The sequence below is a fragment of the Bacillus mycoides genome, assembly GCF_000832605.1.
Taxonomy (GTDB): Bacteria; Bacillota; Bacilli; order Bacillales; family Bacillaceae_G; genus Bacillus_A; species Bacillus_A mycoides.
Map to the genome: position 1 here is coordinate 1978175 of NZ_CP009692.1, position 18098 is coordinate 1996272.

Annotated in this window: 16 protein-coding genes; 15 read left to right on the top strand and 1 reads right to left on the bottom strand. The window is 36.5% G+C overall.

The window, feature by feature from the left end; genetic code table 11:
• The first annotated feature begins 38 nt into the window (after positions 1–38).
• From BG05_RS12280 to BG05_RS12290, 3 genes are all read left to right on the top strand, one after another.
• Complete coding sequence (locus BG05_RS12280; protein ID WP_002014753.1) at positions 39–539, top strand: YceD family protein; 501 nt, start codon at positions 39–41, stop codon at positions 537–539.
• Between the two features lie 61 nt (positions 540–600).
• Entirely contained in the window at positions 601–774 is a 174-nt protein-coding gene (rpmF, locus tag BG05_RS12285) for a 50S ribosomal protein L32 (protein WP_001984764.1), read from the top strand.
• A gap of 129 nt (positions 775–903) precedes the next feature.
• On the top strand, positions 904–1410 hold the full coding sequence (locus tag BG05_RS12290; protein ID WP_002066865.1) for an RsfA family transcriptional regulator: 507 nt from the start codon (positions 904–906) through the stop codon (positions 1408–1410).
• Between the two features lie 33 nt (positions 1411–1443).
• On the opposite strand, the gene BG05_RS12295 is transcribed toward BG05_RS12290, so the two are convergent.
• The gene (locus BG05_RS12295; RefSeq protein WP_002014751.1) at positions 1444–1917 is read right to left on the bottom strand and encodes an N-acetyltransferase; all 474 of its coding nucleotides are present in this window, start codon (positions 1915–1917) and stop codon (positions 1444–1446) included.
• A gap of 295 nt (positions 1918–2212) precedes the next feature.
• On the opposite strand from BG05_RS12295, the gene panE reads away from it, so the two are divergent.
• The 12 genes from panE (at position 2213) to murB (ending at position 18023) form a co-directional block, all read left to right on the top strand.
• Positions 2213–3100, top strand: coding sequence for a 2-dehydropantoate 2-reductase (gene panE, locus BG05_RS12300; protein ID WP_002128863.1), 888 nt, complete (start codon positions 2213–2215; stop codon positions 3098–3100).
• A gap of 79 nt (positions 3101–3179) precedes the next feature.
• Complete coding sequence (bshC, locus tag BG05_RS12305; RefSeq protein ID WP_041867992.1) at positions 3180–4796, top strand: bacillithiol biosynthesis cysteine-adding enzyme BshC; 1617 nt, start codon at positions 3180–3182, stop codon at positions 4794–4796.
• 366 nt (positions 4797–5162) lie between these two features.
• Complete coding sequence (rsmH, locus tag BG05_RS12310) at positions 5163–6095, top strand: 16S rRNA (cytosine(1402)-N(4))-methyltransferase RsmH (RefSeq protein ID WP_002014746.1); 933 nt, start codon at positions 5163–5165, stop codon at positions 6093–6095.
• A gap of 15 nt (positions 6096–6110) precedes the next feature.
• Positions 6111–6473, top strand: coding sequence for a cell division protein FtsL (ftsL, locus tag BG05_RS12315; RefSeq protein WP_002014745.1), 363 nt, complete (start codon positions 6111–6113; stop codon positions 6471–6473).
• A 22-nt stretch (positions 6474–6495) separates the two neighbouring features.
• A complete protein-coding gene (locus tag BG05_RS12320) occupies positions 6496–8643 on the top strand; it encodes a penicillin-binding protein (RefSeq protein ID WP_087944711.1) in 2148 nt (715 codons plus the stop codon).
• Between the two features lie 81 nt (positions 8644–8724).
• On the top strand, positions 8725–10641 hold the full coding sequence (locus BG05_RS12325; RefSeq protein WP_002014741.1) for a stage V sporulation protein D: 1917 nt from the start codon (positions 8725–8727) through the stop codon (positions 10639–10641).
• Between the two features lie 210 nt (positions 10642–10851).
• On the top strand, positions 10852–12327 hold the full coding sequence (gene murE / locus BG05_RS12330; protein WP_002014740.1) for a UDP-N-acetylmuramoyl-L-alanyl-D-glutamate--2,6-diaminopimelate ligase: 1476 nt from the start codon (positions 10852–10854) through the stop codon (positions 12325–12327).
• A gap of 22 nt (positions 12328–12349) precedes the next feature.
• Positions 12350–13324, top strand: coding sequence for a phospho-N-acetylmuramoyl-pentapeptide-transferase (mraY, locus tag BG05_RS12335; protein WP_002014738.1), 975 nt, complete (start codon positions 12350–12352; stop codon positions 13322–13324).
• Positions 13325–14677 carry a UDP-N-acetylmuramoyl-L-alanine--D-glutamate ligase gene (gene murD / locus BG05_RS12340; RefSeq protein WP_002014737.1) on the top strand — a complete coding sequence of 451 codons (1353 nt, stop codon included), beginning with the start codon at positions 13325–13327 and terminating at the stop codon, positions 14675–14677.
• A gap of 90 nt (positions 14678–14767) precedes the next feature.
• Positions 14768–15859: a stage V sporulation protein E gene (gene spoVE, locus BG05_RS12345; protein ID WP_002014736.1), complete on the top strand. Its 1092-nt coding sequence runs from the start codon at positions 14768–14770 to the stop codon at positions 15857–15859.
• Between the two features lie 102 nt (positions 15860–15961).
• On the top strand, positions 15962–17056 hold the full coding sequence (gene murG, locus BG05_RS12350) for an undecaprenyldiphospho-muramoylpentapeptide beta-N-acetylglucosaminyltransferase (RefSeq protein ID WP_002088269.1): 1095 nt from the start codon (positions 15962–15964) through the stop codon (positions 17054–17056).
• A 61-nt stretch (positions 17057–17117) separates the two neighbouring features.
• A complete protein-coding gene (gene murB, locus BG05_RS12355; RefSeq protein ID WP_003190913.1) occupies positions 17118–18023 on the top strand; it encodes a UDP-N-acetylmuramate dehydrogenase in 906 nt (301 codons plus the stop codon).
• Positions 18024–18098: the final 75 nt, after the last annotated feature.

The window sequence follows — 18098 nt, forward strand, 5'->3', positions numbered from 1 at the left end:
TAGCTATAATTTTGTTTGTTGCCTTGAGGTGATATGATATGAAATGGTCCATCCATCAATTGAATAAATTGAGAAATAAAGGATTGACATTAAATGAAATGGTAGATGTAAGTGAACTAAAAGAGGTCGAGAAAGATATTCGTGAAATTAATCCTGCTCATGTAACAGGAAGAGTTGATTTTGGCTCCGGTAAGTTTACGTTTCATCTACATATAACTGGAAGCATGGTTTTACCATGTTCTCGCTCTTTAGTAGATGTGACATTACCATTTGACATTAAAACAACTGAGGTGTTCCAAACTTCGGAAGAAGAATTTGAAACAGAAGCTGAAATTCATTGTTTAGAAGGAGAAGTACTTGACTTACTGCCCGTAATCAAGGAAAATATACTTTTGGAGATTCCAATGCAAATTTTCAGTGATGATGTTTCTGGTGGAGCACCGATGCAAGGTCAAGACTGGCAAGTGATTTCGGAAGAAAACAAAGAAAAGACTGTTGATCCACGATTAGCAGGACTTGCAAAGTTTTTTGACAAATAATCGGAAGACTGGTTTAGGCCTTCATATGAAAATAACTATTTCTTTTAAGGAGGTGGGAAGAATGGCTGTACCTTTTAGAAGAACTTCTAAAACAGTAAAAAGAAAGCGTCGTACGCATTTCAAATTATCAGTACCTGGTATGGTAGAGTGCCCAAGCTGTGGTGAAGCGAAATTAGCTCACCGTGTATGTAAAGCATGCGGTACTTACAAAGGTAAAGAAGTAATCAGCAAGTAATTGTGGGAAAATAAACGTAGAAGATATCTTCTACGTTTATTTTTTTTGTCTTATTCTTTATTTGTTGTATTCTATCTTTTCTAGTAACTGCATATGCTTAATAAAAAATGCATAGGGAGGACTAGAGAGATGGCGACAACAAGACAAGATGCTTGGACTGATGATGAAGATTTGCTTCTGGCAGAAGTAGTACTCCGGCATATTCAAGAAGGTGGAACGCAACTTTCTGCCTTTAAAGAAGTGGGGAGACATTTGTCTCGCACACCAGCAGCATGTGGATTTAGGTGGAATTCTTATGTTAGAAAGCAATACAAAGAACGTATTGAAGAAGCAAAGCAACTTCGTAAAGTAGAAAATTATGAAGTGAAAGAGACAAAGGTATTAGAGCCTACATCAATTACATTGAATGATGTTATTGAATTCTTGCGAAATTATAAAGATGAAAGCTCTTTAATGGTGTTGCAACAACAAATTGAATCGTTACAAACAGAGAAAGAACGTCTTCTGGAGCGATTATCAGTATATGAGGAAGAATATAGAACATTACTTGATTATATCGATCAAAAAAGAAGTGTAATGGTAGCGGAAAGAAATGGCGCTCGCTCGAATGGAGAATTAGAAAAATTAAAGAAATAAAAACAGCTGCGTAACAGCTGTTTTTTTTGTTTCTTATGCAGATTCTTCGTTTGTAATCGCATTCGAATTTGTTTCTGGATGCCAAATATAAAAATCACCATCAGTTACTGATACTGGCTGGAAACTTAATTTATCCCAAAAACCAGATGACTGGATACGTGCTATCGTTTTAATTGGGAATTGTAGTTGTTTCGCATAATTAACAAGCATTTGTCCGAATCCTTGTTTTTGAAAAGTCGGCAATACTTCAAGTTTATAAAGTTCTAGGTAAGTACCTGTAATTTCAAATGGTTCTCCACCGTTCCTTTTCATATATAGACTCATACGTGCGATTAGCGATCCACCATAATAAATCCCGTAAAATGGAGACTCACTATCATTTTCAATAATGTTTGCTTGTAATTCTTCCAACATGGATAGTTCTTGAGCTCCGCACCCTTTAAATTTTTTAAATTCATCTAATGTTTTATAATTGATGAGCAAGCGTTCAACTTTTGGGAATCCCATTACATCACGTCCTTTTCTTATCTTGTTGAATGCAGAAAAGTTAAAATATTTATAATAATATTATAACTCATTTTTAAATTTTTATGAAGAAGATAGAATATTTCTTTCATTATTTTTTTGAGGATTTGCTAAACTAAGAATAGAACTATGTATATAGGTAGTATATACGTAGTGAAAGAAGAGGTTGCATTTGTTAAAAGATAATTGAATCCTCAACTATGTAATTGTAATTTAATAAGATATAAAGGGGGAAAGGCAAGGGAACTTATATCACTTGTTAATATGAGTTCTTTGTGTGAAGATGAAAATTGGAATTGTTGGACCGGGAGCTATTGGTCTCCTATATACATTTTATTTACAAAAAAGTAATCAAGATGTTACGTTGTTTACAAGAAACGATAAGCAAGCAGAAGAATTAAACTTAACGGGTGTAACTTGTATTAGGAATGGAGAACGTGAAACGGTATTTCCATCTATTTTACCGATAGAAAGTATGCTGGATAAACAGTTAGATTATACATTTATTGCTGTAAAGCAATATCATGTAACTGATATATTACCTTTTGTGCAGGGAGAATCGTCATTAATCTTTTTGCAAAATGGAATGTCACATCTTCACGTTATGCAAAAAATAGGAAATGAACGTATAGCAGTCGGGATTGTGGAGCATGGTGCAAAAAAAGAGGATGGACATACAGTTCGTCATACTGGAATAGGTGTTACAAAGTTTGGTGTAGTGCGTGGTCAATCTAGTTGTTTTAAAAAGGTATTTAATTGTTTTCCTTTTGATTATTTTCCGATTCAGATAGAAGATGATTGGAAGGGGATTATGCGTAATAAATTAGTAGTCAATGTATGTATTAATCCGTTGACGGCATTATTACGGGTTGAGAACGGGGAGTTAATTTCAAACCCGCTTTTTTATCAAATGATGGAGCAAGTATTTCAGGAAGTTGCATTTCTTGTTAAAGAAGAAGATAAGGAAATGCTATGGAAAATGGTATGCCAAGTATGTGAAAAAACATCCCATAATACTTCATCTATGTTAGCGGACGTAAGAGCGAATAGACAAACGGAAGTTAACGCGATTGTTGGATATGTATTAGAAGAAGCTAAGGAACAACAACAATCTGTTCCGACACTTCGATTTTTGTTCAATGCAATAAAAGGAATGGAATTATAAGTGTTTTTCTTTGCTTTTACGTGAAACATTGAATACAATGTGGGTTGGTGAGAGAACAGGATACGAAAGGAAGAATTATATGGAGATAAAAGAAATCTCTGTTCCACTACAAGGTGTTGTAGCGGACTATATGAACGGTAAAAAAGAGATACAGTCATGTTTTGATTATCTGTTAACAGAGGATGCTTTTAAACAGCGTTTACATGATTTACGTGAGAGAGAGTTTTTCCGTCAAGATTTAGTAACGCATTTATTAGAATATAATACACAATTGCAAGCGGGAGAATTTACAATTCAAAATATAAAAGCGCTTGAAGATGAAAATACATATGTAGTTATAGCTGGACAACAAGCTGGGTTATTAACTGGTCCGCTTTATACAGTTCATAAGATCATTTCAATTTTACAGCTTGCAAAAGAAAAAGAAGAGAGCTTAGGGGTTCGGGTTGTTCCTGTCTTTTGGATTGCTGGTGAAGACCATGATATGGATGAAATTAATCATACATTTGTAACGAAAAATAAAAAAATAAAAAAGACCATTTTTCATGATCGTTATCCGAAAAAGGCGAGTGCTTCTGAGTCTGAGCTTTCTATTGAAGACTGTAGAAAATGGGTCGAAGAGATTTTTAAAACATATCCGGAAACGAATTTTACAAAGGATGTATTACAATTTGTTGATGATGCTTTAGGTAAATCGCATACATATGTAGATTTCTTTGCGCACCTTATTACGAAAATGTTCGTAAATTCTGGTTTAATTCTTGTAGATTCACATCATCCTGCATTAAGAAAATTAGAAGTGCCGTTTTTACAACAAATTATAAGTAAATATAAAGAAATTCAAGTAGGGCTTCGTAATCAACAGGAAGTACTTAAGGAATTAGGATTTAAACCGATTATTGAAACGAAGACAAATGCAGTGCATATATTTATGGAAATTGATAATGAGCGAGTATTGCTTGAAGAGAATCAAGGGAAGTTTATTGGAAAAGATGGAGTGCATTCATTTTCGTATGAAGAATTGATAGAAGAGATGGAAAGAAGTCCAGAACGTTTTAGTAATAATGTTGTAACGCGCCCTCTTATGCAAGAATATGTGTTTCCTACGTTAGCGTTTATTGGCGGTCCAGGGGAGTTAGCTTATTGGAGTGAATTGCAACAAGTGTTTCATACGGCAGGTTTCCAAATGCCACCTGTTGTTCCGCGGCTTACAATTACTTATATGGAGCGAGATATAGCGACAGATTTATATGATTTAGATTTGCAAGAAATTGATCCATTTCTAAATAATATAGATAATCTGCGTGACAATTGGCTTTCTAATCAAATAGAGGAACCGATAGACGAGCGATTTATAGAAGCGAAAAAAGAAATAATGGATATTCATACATCATTACAACAATTCGTGAAAAAAATAGATCCAGGGTTAAATGAGTTTGCGGGGAAAAATGAACTGAAAATTAATGAGCAAATTGAACTGTTAGAAAAAATGTTGAAAAGAAATGTTGAGAAGAAACATGAGGTTCAACTGAATAAATTCCGCCGTTTACAATTCGCGCTTCGTCCATTAGGAGCACCGCAAGAACGTGTGTGGAATGTGTGTTATTATTTAAATCAGTTCGGCCTTGATTTTGTTGACCGGGTAATGGAACAATCTTTTTCGTGGGATGGAAAACATCATGTAATAAAACTATAGAATCTTGCTCTTTTGAGCAGGATTTTATTTTTATTCTGTTGAATTAACTGTGAAGTGAAATATTTCTGAATTATCCATCTTATGTTAATGTAATGAATCGCTATGTATCAGGTATATATATATGACAAAATAGCACAAAATGTAAACGGATTAATATCTTTTTCGACAGGTTTTTGTTTAAATTCCCGCAAAAAATGATAAAATTTAGTATATAATAAAATAAAATAGCGATTTGTATAGCGTACTACCTTGTTGGAAGTTAAATGAGTCGTTCTTTAGTAGCATTTCATCCTCTAGTAGTAAATTGTGTTTGTAGAGTGAGAAATGTATTTAACATAATTAATTGGAAAAAGAGTAGGTGCAGCAATGTTCAAACACGTAACAGTACTTTTGAAAGAAACAGTAGATGGCTTAGATATAAAACCGAGTGGTACATATGTAGATTGTACACTGGGTGGAGGAGGACATAGTTCTTATTTATTATCTCAGCTAACAGATGGTGGAAAGTTAATAGCATTTGATCAAGATGAAATAGCGATTCAAAATGCGAAGGAAAAATTTTCTTCTTATGGTGAACAATTTGTAACAGTGAAGAGCAACTTCCGTTATTTATCTGAAAAACTACATGAATTAGGTATCACAGAAGTAGACGGGATTTTATTCGATTTAGGTGTTTCATCCCCACAATTAGATACACCAGAGCGTGGCTTTAGTTATCATCATGATGCACCGTTAGATATGCGGATGGATCAAGATGCCCCATTAACAGCATATGATGTTGTGAACAGCTGGTCATATGAACAACTCGTAAGAATTTTCTTCCAATACGGAGAAGAAAAATTTTCAAAGCAAATAACAAGGAAAATTGAAGCTTATCGCGAGAATAAGGCTATTGAAACGACAGGAGAATTAGTGGAATTAATTAAAGAAGGTATTCCAGCTCCGGCACGTAGAACAGGTGGACATCCTGCGAAGCGAGTATTTCAAGCGATTCGTATTGCTGTAAATGATGAATTAAAAGTATTTGAAGAAGCGTTGGAATCTGCAATTGATATGGTCAAGCCTGGTGGAAGAGTTAGTGTTATAACATTCCATTCTTTAGAAGATCGTATTTGTAAAACGACGTTTAAGCGAAATAGCACAACGCCGCAATTACCACAGGGACTACCGATTATTCCGGATGAATTTAAGCCGAAATTAAAGCTTATTACAAGGAAACCGATTTTACCTTCTGACATTGAATTAGAAGAAAATAATCGAGCGCGTTCTGCGAAGTTGAGAATCGCTGAAAAACGATAAAAAGGAGAGAGAGGTATGACTAATTTAGCTGTAAAGTATAAACAACAGGCGCAAGAAGAGGTACAAATTCAAGCGCCGCCACAGCAGATGGTTAAGCCAAAAGTTAAAACGAAAATTACAAGAATTGAAAAGCTATTGTACGTAACGTTTATTGGATTTTTATTATATGCTTGTGTAGCTTTTATTGGGAATAAAGCGGGTCTATATCAAGTTAATGTAGAAGCAGCGACGATAGAAGAACAAATTGTGAAAAAACAAAAGGAAAATCAAGAATTGCAGGCTGAAGTAGAAAAGTTAAGTCGTTATGAACGTATCGCTGAAGTTGCAAAAAAACACGGGCTAGAAATTAATGCGAATAATGTGAAAGGCCTAAAGTAAGGCAAATAGGTGTGAAGAAAAGATGAAGAGAAATATGACCAAATTTCATACCAATAAGGGAGCAGGTTATTTTATGATATTTTTCCTCCTGCTCTTTTTGCTGTTATTAGCCCGATTTTTTTACATACAAGCAACAGGAACAGTGGACAATCATGATTTGAAGAAACTTGCTGAACAGAAACATAGTAAAAAAGGAGTTCTCGAAGCGAATCGAGGAACAATTTATGACCAAAATGGTCATGTGCTAGCACAAGACGCAAATTCCTATAAAATGGTAGCGGAATTAAAAGGTGCTAGGCCTGTTGAGGATAAAGAGGATACTGCAAAGAAAATCGCTGGAGTACTCGGAACGGGCGAAGATGCGATCTTAGCCGCTTTAAATAAAGATAGAAGTCAAGTGGAATTTGGAACATTAGGTAGGGGTTTGACGAAAGAAAAGAAAGAACAAATAGAAGCGTTGAAATTGCCAGGAATCTCTTTTATCACCGAAAATGCGAGAGTGTATCCAAACGGTGATTTCGCATCTTACGTCATAGGGCATGCCAGCCCTGATGAGAATGGAATCGCAGTAGGTCAATTTGGCTTAGAAAAGAGTTTGGATAAGTATTTAGGTGCTTCTAATGGTGAGGTAGCTTATACAGGGGACCGTAAAGGAGTATCTCTTGACGGTGGGAAAGTGAATGTAAAGGCACCTAAAAATGGAGATAATGTGTATTTAACGCTTGATCAACGTATTCAAAGTTATTTAGAAGACGCAATGAAAGAAGCGAGTAAACATTATGAACCAGAAAATTTAATTGGAATTGTTGCGGATCCAAAGACGGGGAAAATATTAGCGATGTCTAGTAAACCTGGTTATGATCCGAACCAGGGAAAGATGGATTATTATTATAACGATGCAATTGCAAATGCATTTGAACCGGGATCAACAATGAAGATTTTCACATTAGCGGCGGCCATTAATGAAGGTGTATACAATGGACAAGACTTTTATCAGTCTGGTACATATCAAGTTGGTAATCGCAAAATAAAAGATCACAACGGCGGCGCTGGATGGGGTTCTATTACTTTTGATGAAGGGGTAGAGCGCTCTTCAAACGTAGCGTTTGCAATTTTAGGTGATCAAAAACTTGGTCCAGATCGTTTCCGGAAATATATTCATAATTTTGGATTAGATGAAAAAACAAACATTGATTTACCTAGTGAAGGGTCAAATACAATTTTATTTGATCAACAAATACAACAAGTAACAACAGCGTTTGGACAAGGTTCTACAGTTACACCAATTCAACTTGTACAAGCTGCAACAGCGATTGCAAATGATGGGAAAATGATGAAACCTTATACAATTGATAAAATTGTGGATCCAATAACAGGTAAAGTACAGCTAGAGCATAAACCAAAAGAAGTAGGGAAACCTGTTTCCAAAGATACAGCAGCGCAAGTAAGGCAATTACTAGAACGTGTTGTTACATCACCGAAAGGAACAGGAACTGCATATAAAATTGATGGGTACTCAGTTGGGGGGAAAACAGGTACAGCACAAATTCCTGACGGGAAAGGTGGCTATATGACGGGAAGAGAGAATTATATATTCTCATTCTTAGGTATGGCACCGATGGACGATCCGCAACTTGTTGTGTATGTGGCAGTTAAACAACCAAAATTAAAAGATGATGAAAACGGGGCTAAGCCTTTAGCTGATATCTTTAAATATGTAACGAAAAATAGCTTAGAGTACTTAAAGATTAAGCCGAATGAAGTAAAAGACCCGAAAAAATATGTGAAAGAACAACAAACTGTCGTTCCAGATGTAACCGGAAAAACGATGGAAGAAGCGAAAAAAACAATTGATAAAGCAAAACTTCGTCCAATCGTATTAGGTGAAGGTAAAGTGCAGCAGCAAGTGCCAAAAGCAACTGAACAAACATTAAAGGGTGATCGAGTCTTCTTAGTAGGAGATAAACCTACAATGCCAAATATACAGGGATGGGCACTGCGTGATGTTATGAATTTAGCAAAAACATTAAAGCTTAACTTAAAACCTTCTGGTACAGGATATGTAACTGAGCAAAGTGTAGCGGAAGGGACATTGTTGCAACCTGGTACAGAATTAGGTGTAACACTCGTACCACCACTTGAACCGCAGCAAGAAGCAGAAAAGCCATAATGGTAATAGGGAAGAAGTTCTAATTAAATAAGTACAAGCATATATTGGAACAAGCTAGGCGTAAGGGAGGCTTGTTCCAATATGCGTGTATCAAATGTAACAGTTAGAAAACGACTTATTTTTATACTTATATCGGGTATACTCATTTTCACCATTATCGATATTCGTCTTGGATATGTGCAATTTTTTCTTGGAAATATGTTAACGGATCGTGCGAAGGATTCATGGAGTCGTAATATTACTTTTGAACCAGAGCGAGGGAAAATTTTAGATCGAAATGGTGTGGAGCTTGCTACGAATAAAAGTGCACCGACCGTCTTTGTTGTGCCGAGGCAAATTGAAAAACCAGCAGAGACTGCAGAGAAGTTAGCTGCAGTATTAGGTGTGGAAAAAGATGATGTTTATAAGCGGATTACAAAAAAAGAATCGATTGTAAGGCTTGATAAAGGCGGAAGGAAAATATCGCATGACAAAGCGAAAGAAGTACGCGGATTAAGTTTAAAGGGTGTGTACATCGCAGAGGATTCTATCCGGTACTATCCATTCGGTAATTTTTTATCACACGTATTAGGATTTGCGGGCAGTGATAATCAAGGGCTTATGGGACTAGAGAAATATTATGATAAAGAGCTAAATGGTGATAAAGGTCATGTGCGATTTTTTGCAGACGCGAAAGGACAGAGAATGCCTAACGTTGGAGATGATTTCAAAAAACCAGAAGCCGGCTTGAATTTAGGATTAACAATTGATTCACGCATTACGAGGATTATGGAAAGAGAAATGAATATTGCGGAATCAACGTATAATCCTGACGGTATGATAGCAATTGCAATGAATCCGAAAAATGGTGAAATTTTAGGTATGTCAAGTCGACCAAGTTTTGATCCAGCAGATTTCCAAAGTGTTTCTCCGGAAGTATATAACAGAAACTTACCTGTATGGAGTACGTATGAGCCGGGGTCAACATTTAAGATTATTACATTAGCTGCAGCCTTGAATGAAAATTTAGTAGACTTAGAGAAAGATACATTTTATGATGATGGGGCAGCTGAAGTTGGTGGAGCTAGATTGCGGTGTTGGAAAGCTGGAGGCCATGGTAGCCAAACGTTTTTAGAGGTAGTTCAAAACTCTTGTAACCCAGGATTTATTGAACTCGGTGATCGTCTTGGTAAAGATCGATTGTTTAAATACATTCGCAATTTCGGGTTTGGACAGAAGACCGGAATTGATTTACAAGGTGAAGGTAGCGGGATTTTATTTAATTTAGATAAAGTTGGTCCAGTCGAGCAAGCGACGACTTCATTTGGGCAAGGTGTTTCTGTTACACCGATTCAACAAGTAGCAGCTGTAGCGGCCGCTGTAAATGGTGGAACTTTGTATCAGCCATATATAGCGAAGGAATTTATTGATCCGAAGAATAATCAAGTTGTCAGCAAAAAGACACCTGTTGCGAAAAGGGAAGTTATTTCCAAGGAAACTTCAGAGAAAGTTCGTTACGCATTAGAGAATGTTGTAGCGAAAGGTTCGGGTAAAGGGGCTTATATTGATGGATATCGTGTAGGTGGAAAAACTGGAACTGCTCAAAAGGTGAAAGATGGAAAATATTTAGATAATAACTATATTGTATCATTTATCGGTTTTGCTCCAGCTGACGATCCGCAAATTGTTGTTTATGTAGCAGTGGATAATCCAAAAGGAGTCACTCAATTTGGTGGAGTTGTAGCAGCACCTATTGTTGGGAATATTCTTCGTGACGCACTTCCTGTAATGGGAGTGGAACCGAGAAAAGAGCAAGTTGAGAAAGAATATAAATGGGGCGATACACCAACTGTGGAAGTTCCGAATTTAATTGGTATGAAAAAGAAAGATTTACAAACGCAACTTGTAGACTTGAAGCTTGATATAAGTGGTGATGGTGGGAAAGTAATTAAACAATCACCAGAAGCAGGAGCTAAAGTAAAAGAGGGTTCAAAAGTTAGAATTTACTTCGGGAATTAAAGGTAACTGATTGTGTTTTATGGTACAATTGGTGGAAGTGAGTTCTTTATAGAAAAATTGCTTTACTTGAGACGATAAGTGTCTCATTAATAAATAAATCTATTGATTAGACTATAGTAGCACTTACCTCCTATTTTTATATAACTAGGAGGTAACGTGTTACTTGCTAAAATAAGAGATAAATAAACAATGTAGAGAGGGTTTAGTGAAATGAAGTTGCATACACTTGTATCATGTTTGCATGATTTTCCAGTTGTTCCAACAGAAAATCCAGAAATAACATCTATTGAAGCGGATTCACGTAAAGTGAAAGAGGGAAGCTTATTTATATGTATGAAGGGATATACGGTTGATAGCCATGACTTTGCTAAGCAAGCAGCCGCACAAGGAGCGGCTGCTATTGTTGCGGAAAGACCAATTGATGTTGACGTTCCAGTTGTACTTGTGAAAAATACTTTTCGTTCGCTAGCGGTTTTAGCTGATTATTTTTATGGCCAACCAACACACAAGTTACATTTAATCGGTATTACAGGTACAAATGGAAAGACAACAACATCGCATATTATGGATGAAATTATGCGCGCACATGGTCATAAAACAGGGCTAATTGGAACGATTAATATGAAAATCGGTGATGAAACATTTGAGGTGAAAAATACAACACCAGATGCACTAACACTTCAACAGACATTTTCAAAAATGGTTGAACAAGGTGTGGATAGCACAGTAATGGAAGTTTCGTCTCATGCTTTAGATCTTGGCCGTGTACACGGGTGCGATTATGATGTTGCAGTATTTACGAATTTAACACAAGATCATTTAGACTATCATAAAACGATGGAAGAATATAAACATGCGAAAGGGTTGCTTTTCGCACAGCTTGGCAATAGTTATCATCATAATCGTGAAAAATACGCTATATTAAACAGTGATGATCCAGTAGCAGAAGAGTATATGAGAAGTACAGCAGCTACTGTTGTAACATACGGTATAGATGTTGCAAGCGACATTATGGCACGAGATATCGTAATGACGAGTGGCGGTACAACATTTACACTTGTAACACCGTATGAAACTGTAAATGTTACGATGAAATTAATTGGTAAGTTTAATGTATACAACGTGTTAGCTGCTACAGCAGCAGGTCTTGTTTCAGGAGTGAGCTTACAAACAATTATTGATGTAATTAAAGAGCTTGCTGGCGTTCCTGGACGTTTTGAAGTTGTAGATGGTGGACAAAATTACACAGTTATTGTTGACTATGCGCATACACCTGATAGCTTAGAGAACGTACTAAAAACAGCAAAACAGTTTGCAAAAGGCGATGTATATTGTATCGTTGGTTGCGGTGGTGATAGAGATAGAACGAAAAGACCAATAATGGCAAGTGTCGCAACCGAATATGCAACTCATGCAATTTATACATCAGATAATCCAAGAAGTGAAGATCCGAAGGCCATTTTAGATGATATGGTAAATGATGTGAATGGGAATAATTATGAAGTAATTGTCGATCGAAAAGAAGCGATACGTTCCGCTATCTCGAAAGTAAAAGCAGAAGATATTATTATTATTGCTGGTAAAGGGCATGAAACGTATCAAATTATTGGTAAAGAAGTTCATCATTTTGACGATCGTGAAGTTGCTAAAGAAGCAATCACGGAGCGTTTAAACAACGAAGTGTAACAGCATGAGAGGAGGACTACATGTGCTTGAACAAGGTTTATTAGTAACGGCTGGGGTAGCATTTTTAATTTCTGTTGCCCTTTCGCCATTATTTATTCCATTTTTAAGAAAGTTAAAGTTCGGACAGAGTATTCGTGACGAAGGACCGAAGTCACACCAAAAGAAATCAGGGACACCAACGATGGGTGGTATTGTCATATATGTATCTATGATGGTGACTACGCTTATTATGGCGATTAAATTTAACAATTTAGGTGCAGAAGTATCATTGTTATTATTAGTTACATTTGGGTACGGATTAATCGGATTTTTAGATGACTACATAAAAGTAGTAAAGAAAAGAAATCTTGGTTTAACATCAAAACAAAAATTGATTGGTCAGCTTGTAATTGCTATTGCGTTCTTTTTAATTGGAAAAGGGCAAGCATTTCACACGTATATCATGATTCCAGGAACTGATGTTAAATTTGAATTAGGCTGGGCGTATTTTGTTCTCGTATTATTTATGCTTATTGGTGGATCAAATGCGGTTAATTTAACAGATGGTTTAGATGGTTTATTATCAGGAACAGCTGCTATTGCATTCGGAGCATTTAGTATTATTGCTGTAGCTCAAGAACAATTTGGGGTAGCGATTTTCTGTATGGCAGTCGTAGGAGCTGTACTTGGCTTTTTAGTATTCAATGCGAATCCAGCGAAAGTATTTATGGGGGATACTGGTTCTCTAGCTTTAGGTGGTGCTATCGCAGCTGTAGCGATTTTGTTAAAACAAGAATTGTTACTCGTTATTATTGGCGGTGTATTCGTAGCGGAAACTTTATCTGTTATTATCCAAGTTATTTCGTTCAAAACAACAGGAAAGCGTGTCTTTAAAATGAGTCCATTACATCATCATTATGAATTATGTGGTTGGTCAGAGTGGCGCGTTGTTGTAACGTTTTGGTCTGTAGGATTTTTATTAGCTGTGCTAGGAATTTATATCGGGGTGTGGATGTAATTGAAAACTGTAACTGAATATCAAAATAAAAATGTTCTTGTATTAGGTATTGCTAAAAGTGGTTATGCAGCAGCTACTTTATTAAAAAAGTTAGGGGCAAACGTCATTGTAAATGATGGGAAACCATTAGCGGGTAATGTGCTTGCAGCTGAGTTACAAGCGGAAGGAATGGATGTTGTGTGTGGTGGGCATCCATTAGAATTGCTGGAGAGAAACATTTCACTTGTCGTAAAGAATCCAGGAATTCCATATTCTAATCCACTCTTAGTGGCGGCGAAAGAAAAACAAATTCCAATTGTAACTGAGGTTGAATTAGCATATTCCATTTCAGCAGCACCGTTTGTTGGGATTACGGGATCTAACGGTAAAACAACAACGACAATGTTAACGTTTGAAATGTTAAAAGAAGGACAAAAGCACCCAGTTATTGCGGGGAATATAGGTACTGTAGCTTGTGAAGTTGCACAATTGGCGAAGGAAAATGAAGTTGTCGTTACGGAACTTTCATCGTTTCAATTGATGGGAGTGGAATCGTTCCAACCAAAAATTGCAGCCTTTTTAAATTTATTTGAAGCGCATTTAGATTATCACGGGACGAAGAAAGAGTATGGTTTGGCGAAAGCGAATATTTTCAAAAACCAAACTGAAGCAGATTATAGTATAATTAACGCAGATGATGCAGATGTCATGGCGTTATCGGCATATAGTAAAGGACAGAAAGTATTATTTTCGACGACGAAAGAAATTGAAGATGGTGCGTATATAAAAGATAACGCTCTTTATTTTAAAGGCGAAAAAGTAGTTAAAGTAAGTGATATTGTTTTACCTGGTAAGCACAATTTAGAAAATATTTTAGCAGCAATGAGTATTGCTAAATTACTAGGTGTTTCTAATGAAGCAATTACTGCTGTGTTAAAAAGTTTTACAGGTGTAAAACATCGCTTAGAATATGTAACAACGATTAATAATCGTAAATTTTATAATGATTCAAAAGCGACGAATATGCTAGCGACAGAAAAAGCATTATCTGCATTTACACAACCGATTGTATTATTGGCTGGTGGACTTGATCGTGGTAATGAATTTGATGATTTAATTCCATATTTTAAACATGTCAAAGCGATTGTGACATTTGGACAAACTGCACCAAAATTAGTAAGAGCGGCAGAAAAAGCAGGATTAGATGTAATTGAAAGTGTCGAAACTTTAGATGATGCAGTAGTGAAGGCTTATGCTCATTCTACCGATGGTGATGTTATTCTTCTTTCACCAGCATGTGCAAGCTGGGATCAATTTAAAACATTTGAAGAAAGAGGAGACATTTTTATACAAGCTGTGCATAAACTTATATAAAGTAAATCAAAACATCAGTAGGCTAACACCTACTGATGTTTTGTTACATAGGGCAAAAGGTTCTGCCCAAAGAGGTGGTGTTCATGGGTAATGAAGAAAACGCCTGATTTTATTCTCATCATCGTTACACTTGCGTTGTTAACAATCGGAATGATTATGGTTTATAGTGCGAGTGCGGTTTGGGCCTCTTATAAAATGGGGGATTCATTCTTTTTTGCAAAAAGACAATTGTTATTTGCAAGTCTTGGGGTAGTAGCTATGTTTTTTCTGATGAAAATTGATTATTGGGTATGGCGTACGTATTCAAAAGTAATTTTACTAGTTTGTTTCGTTCTTCTTATTCTCGTTCTTATTCCTGGAGTAGGTCTCGTTCGTGGAGGGGCGCGAAGTTGGATTGGAATCGGGGCATTTTCTATCCAACCGTCAGAGTTTATGAAATTCGCGATGATTATTTTCTTAGCAAAATTTTTAGCGGAACGACAAAAATTAATTACATCTTTTAAACGAGGTTTACTACCGGCTCTTAGTTTTGTATTTCTTGCTTTTGGGATAATTATGTTACAGCCAGATCTTGGTACGGGAACGGTAATGATTGGGACATGTATTATTATGATATTTATTTCGGGAGCAAGGGTCTTTCACTTTGCAATGTTTGGTTTGCTTGGTGCAGCGGGATTTGTAGGGTTAATTGCATCAGCGCCATATCGAATGAAACGCATCACATCATATTTAGATCCGTGGTCGGATCCGCTCGGAAGTGGATTTCAAATTATCCAATCGTTACTCGCAATTGGACCTGGTGGTTTATTTGGGCTTGGACTTGGACAAAGTAGACAAAAATTTCTCTATTTACCTGAACCACAAACAGACTTTATATTTGCAATCTTATCCGAGGAATTAGGTTTTATTGGTGGTTCATTTGTGTTATTATTATTTAGTCTATTATTATGGCGTGGGATTCGTATAGCATTAGGAGCGCCAGATTTATATGGTACGTTTTTAGCAGTAGGTATTGTGGCGATGATTGCGATTCAAGTAATGATTAATGTTGGTGTTGTAACAGGACTGATGCCTGTTACCGGTATTACTTTGCCATTTTTAAGTTATGGTGGATCAAGTTTGACCTTAATGTTAATGGCAGTAGGTGTATTATTGAATATAAGTCGCCATTCTCGCTATTAAACCCTGTTTAAAAGACAGGGTTTTTCGTGTGTGTGTGAAAATACAATATGTATATAGAAATAAATACGATTGAATAAGAACAGGGAAGTGGAGGAATCAGTAGTGCGAGTATTAGTAAGTGGTGGGGGTACTGGAGGACATATTTATCCAGCTCTTGCTTTAATTAGAGAAATAAAAAAACTAAATCCTGAAGCAAGATTTTTATACATTGGTACAGAGAATGGATTAGAGAGTACCATCGTACCGAAAGCGGGTATTCCGTTCCAATCTATTGTTATAAGTGGATTTAAACGAAAAATATCTCTTGATAATGTAAAAACAGTGATGCGTTTCCTAAAAGGTGTTCAAGATAGTAAACGATATATTCGTCGTTTTAACCCTGATATTGTGATTGGTACGGGTGGATACGTATGTGGGCCAGTTGTATATGCTGCGGCTAAATTAGGTATTCCGACTATTGTCCATGAACAAAATAGTGTACCTGGTGTAACGAATAAATTTTTAAGTCGTTATGTCGATAAAGTTGCAGTTTGTTTTGAAGCAGCTGCAGAACATTTTCCACAGTCAAAAGTGGTTATGACAGGTAATCCACGTGCATCAGAAGTAATGGACCAAAATGGAATGAAAGGAAAACGTTCGGTAGGACTATCCCTTTCTAAAAAATCCGTGCTTATTTTTGGTGGGAGCCGCGGGGCTAGACCGATTAACGATGCTTTTGTAGAAGCGATTGAACAATTTGGGAATAAAAGTTACGAAGTATTATATGTAACAGGCGAAGTACATTATGATAAAGTTATGGAAGCCGTGAAACAAAAAGGGAATCCGAATAATGTTATTATTAAACCTTTTATTCATAATATGCCAGAGGTACTGACGGGTGTAGACCTTGTTGTTTCAAGGGCAGGGGCTACAACGCTTGCAGAATTAACAGCGTTAGGAAAGCCGAGTGTATTAATTCCAAGTCCGTACGTAACAAATAACCATCAAGAAAAAAATGCACGATCAGTTGTTGATAAAGGAGCAGCTAAAATGCTACTTGAAAAAGATTTAACATCTGAAACGCTTATTCGTGACATTGATGAGATTTTATTGGATACACAAACATTACAAAATATGAAACTGGCTACTAAGCAACTTGGTATTCCAGATGCAGCAAATAAGCTATATGAAGTAATGAACAAGCTTATTAAAAAATAACATTAGGTGAACGCCCTGCATATTACTGTAATAAGGAGACTTGATATGGGGGAGATTGTCTATGGAACAATTAGTAAAAGAGCTTTTAGAAGCAAATGTTGGTCGCGTGTTAGTTAATGAACCGTTAGCGCGTTACACAACTATGAAAATAGGCGGACCAGCTGATATTTTAATTGTACCAAAGCATGTTACTGGTATTGAGAAGACTCTAGAGTTAGTAAAGAAGTACAAGACAGGGTGGACTGCAATTGGTCGTGGTTCAAATCTTCTCGTATCTGATCAAGGTATAGAAGGTGTGGTTATTCGTTTAGGAGAAGGATTAGACCATTTAGAAGTCGAAAAACATAGAGTAAGAGTCGGTGCTGGATATCCCCTTATTAAATTGTCAACTTTACTTAGTCGACAGGGATTAGCGGGCCTGGAATTTGCAAGTGGTATTCCAGGAAGTGTTGGCGGTGCAGTGTATATGAATGCAGGCGCTCATAAGTCCGACATATCGAGTGTATTAACGAAAGCTCGTATTTTGTTTGACAATGGAACAATTAATTGGTTGACGAATACCGAAATGGGCTTTTCTTATCGCACATCTGTATTGCAAATGAAACGCCCTGGTATTGTTTTGGAAGCTGAATTCCAATTGGAGGTAGGCGAACGCGAGGGAATTGTAAGAAGCATGCAAAAGAATAAAGAGTATCGCCGTGAAACGCAGCCTTGGAATCACCCTTGTGCAGGAAGTATATTTCGAAATCCAGTCCCCTATTTTGCAGGAGATTTAATAGAAAAATCAGGGCTTCGTGGCTATAAGATAGGTGGAGCTCAAATTTCTGAAATGCATGGGAATTTTATTGTTAATACTGGTGTGGCATCAGCGCAAGACGTATTAGACTTAATCGCATTGGTAAAGCGTACAATTAAAGATAAATTTGGTGTTGATATGCATACAGAGGTAGAAATAATTGGAAGATAACGGTTGTTCGTTCCGCTCATTATCATTTATGTTATAATAAGAAGATAAGAACGGCATGAGGAACATGCCGTTCTT

Excerpts from the sequence above, each read along its gene's own strand:
- murB (WP_003190913.1), top strand. The coding sequence starts at position 17,118 with ATGGAACAATTAGTAAAAGAGCTTTTAGAAGCAAATGTTGGTCGCGTG.
- rsmH (WP_002014746.1), top strand. The coding sequence starts at position 5,163 with ATGTTCAAACACGTAACAGTACTTTTGAAAGAAACAGTAGATGGCTTA.
- BG05_RS12295 (WP_002014751.1), bottom strand. The coding sequence starts at position 1,917 with ATGGGATTCCCAAAAGTTGAACGCTTGCTCATCAATTATAAAACATTA.
- BG05_RS12290 (WP_002066865.1), top strand. The coding sequence starts at position 904 with ATGGCGACAACAAGACAAGATGCTTGGACTGATGATGAAGATTTGCTT.
- BG05_RS12280 (WP_002014753.1), top strand. The coding sequence starts at position 39 with ATGAAATGGTCCATCCATCAATTGAATAAATTGAGAAATAAAGGATTG.
- BG05_RS12325 (WP_002014741.1), top strand. The coding sequence starts at position 8,725 with ATGCGTGTATCAAATGTAACAGTTAGAAAACGACTTATTTTTATACTT.
- spoVE (WP_002014736.1), top strand. The coding sequence starts at position 14,768 with ATGAAGAAAACGCCTGATTTTATTCTCATCATCGTTACACTTGCGTTG.
- bshC (WP_041867992.1), top strand. The coding sequence starts at position 3,180 with ATGGAGATAAAAGAAATCTCTGTTCCACTACAAGGTGTTGTAGCGGAC.
- murE (WP_002014740.1), top strand. The coding sequence starts at position 10,852 with ATGAAGTTGCATACACTTGTATCATGTTTGCATGATTTTCCAGTTGTT.
- ftsL (WP_002014745.1), top strand. The coding sequence starts at position 6,111 with ATGACTAATTTAGCTGTAAAGTATAAACAACAGGCGCAAGAAGAGGTA.
- BG05_RS12320 (WP_087944711.1), top strand. The coding sequence starts at position 6,496 with ATGAAGAGAAATATGACCAAATTTCATACCAATAAGGGAGCAGGTTAT.
- rpmF (WP_001984764.1), top strand. The coding sequence starts at position 601 with ATGGCTGTACCTTTTAGAAGAACTTCTAAAACAGTAAAAAGAAAGCGT.